Raw genomic sequence first — 2,076 nt, forward strand, 5'->3', positions numbered from 1 at the left:
CAAAACCTACCACGTCACCGGCTGGCGCGTCGGCTACTGTGTCGCCCCGGCGCCGTTGATGGATGAGATCTGCAAAATCCATCAGTTTTTGATGTTCTCTGCCGATACCCCTATGCAGTATGCGTTTGCTGAACATATGGCCGATCCGCAAACCTGGCTGTCGCTGGCGGCGTTCTACCAGCGCAAACGCGATCTGCTGGTCAACCTGCTGGCCGACTCACCGTTCCGCCTGCTGCCGAGCGCAGGCTCCTTCTTCCTGCTGGCGGATTACAGCCACTTCAGCGATGAACGCGACAGCGAGATGGTGAAACGGCTGATTGTTGATTACGGTGTTGCCACGATCCCGCTCTCGGCGTTCTATACCGACGGGACAGATAACAAATTAATCCGTCTCTCTTTTGCCAAAGATGAGGCGACATTACGGGCAGGTGCGCAGGCCCTGTGTCGGGTAAAACCACGCTAAGGAGTTCAGTCATGAAAGTAAAAGCCTTCGTTGTCGGCATGGGGTTGCTGTGTTCGTTTTCCTCACTTGCCGCAACCGAATTACGTTACGGCGTAGAAGCTGAGTATCCGCCTTTTGAGAGCCGTAACGCCTCGGGTGAACTGGAAGGGTTTGATATTGAGTTGGGGAACGCGATTTGCGCGGCGGCGGCCCTGAAGTGCAGCTGGGTTGAAACCTCGTTTGACGCGCTGATCCCGGGGCTGGTGGCGAAGAAATTCGACGCCATCAACTCGGCGATGAACATCACCGACCAGCGTCGCCAGAGCATCGACTTCACCCAGCCGATCTACCGTATTCCATCTCAGCTGGTGGGCAAGACCGGGAGCGCGGTGGACGCCACCCCGGAAGGGCTGAAGGGCAAGACCGTTGGCGTGTTGCAGGGCTCCATTCAGGAAACCTACGCCAAGGAGCACTGGGAAAAACAGGGTGTCACCGTGGTGTCGTATAAAGATCAGAACATGGCCTGGGGCGATCTGCTGAATGGCCGTATTGACGCCTCGCTGGTGATGTCTGCCGCCGGACAGGCGGGCTTCCTGAGCAAGCCACAGGGGAAAGGCTTTGGCTTTATCGGTAAGCCGGTCGCCGATGACACCATCCTCGGCAGCGGGATCGGCTATGGCCTGCGTAAAGGCGATGAGGCCACCAAAAAGCAGCTTGATGCCGCCATTGATAAAGTCCGTGCTGACGGCACTATCGACAAGCTTGCGCAGAAGTACTTCCCGGGCATCGATGTCAGCGTGAAATAATCATCTTACGCTTAGCCTCCGACGATGATGTCCGCCGGGGGCTTTTTTAAACATAACTTTACCTCCGTTTCAGGCAATTCCCCTCGACAGAAAATTCTTTCGCGCTTTGTTCATATTCTCGCCTGCCAACAATTGGATTCTTAACCGTTTTTGTTTAGGCTGTGCCCTTTTAATGATGTTCTTTCTTGCCGTTGTTTCGCCTTAAGCGAAACCCACCACCCCACGACCATAAGGACGTTTTTCCAGGCATGAATCGCAGACGTTTTTTAAAAGGATCTCTGGCCGTCGCCGCAGTAAGCGGGACTTCCGGTTTCGCCGCGCTCTTTTCCCAGGCGGCCAGTGCAGCTGAATCGGATATTGCGGACGGCACCAGCCGCCGTTTCGACTTCTCTGTGCTGCAATCCATGGCTCACGACCTGGCGCAAACACCGTGGGGTGGTGCGCCGCGTCCGCTGCCGGATACGCTGGCAACACTGACACCGCAGGCTTATAACAGCATCCAGTACGATCCAAAGCAGTCGCTGTGGAACAACATCGAAAACCGCCAGCTAGATGTGCAGTTCTTCCACGTCGGGATGGGCTTCCGCCGTCGGGTGCGCATGTTCTCCCTGGATAACCAGACCGCTCAGGCGCGTGAGATCCACTTCCGCCCGGAACTCTTCAACTACCACGACGCGGGGGTCGATATTAAGCAGCTGGAAGGGCAGAGCGACTTAGGCTTCGCCGGTTTCCGCGCCTTTAAATCGCCGGAGCTGGCGCGCCGCGATATCGTCTCTTTCCTCGGCGCGAGCTACTTCCGCGCGGTTGACGACACCTATCAGTATGGGC

At 56.6% G+C, this 2,076-nt stretch carries 3 protein-coding genes; all 3 read left to right on the forward strand.

The features are described 5' to 3' along the window. Positions 1-463, forward strand: a 463-nt coding sequence (locus tag WFM46_RS23570) for an aminotransferase class I/II-fold pyridoxal phosphate-dependent enzyme (RefSeq protein ID WP_336998705.1), incomplete at its 5' end; no start/stop codon positions are given. Between the two features lie 11 nt (positions 464-474). Further along, a complete protein-coding gene (locus WFM46_RS23575) occupies positions 475-1,248 on the forward strand; it encodes an ABC transporter substrate-binding protein (RefSeq protein WP_336998706.1) in 774 nt (257 codons plus the stop codon). Positions 1,249-1,496: 248 nt separating this feature from the next. Then, positions 1,497-2,076: glucan biosynthesis protein (locus tag WFM46_RS23580; protein ID WP_336998707.1), on the forward strand; the 580-nt coding region annotated here is incomplete at its 3' end.

This window comes from Leclercia sp. M50, assembly GCF_037150775.1.
Classification (GTDB): domain Bacteria; phylum Pseudomonadota; class Gammaproteobacteria; order Enterobacterales; family Enterobacteriaceae; genus Enterobacter.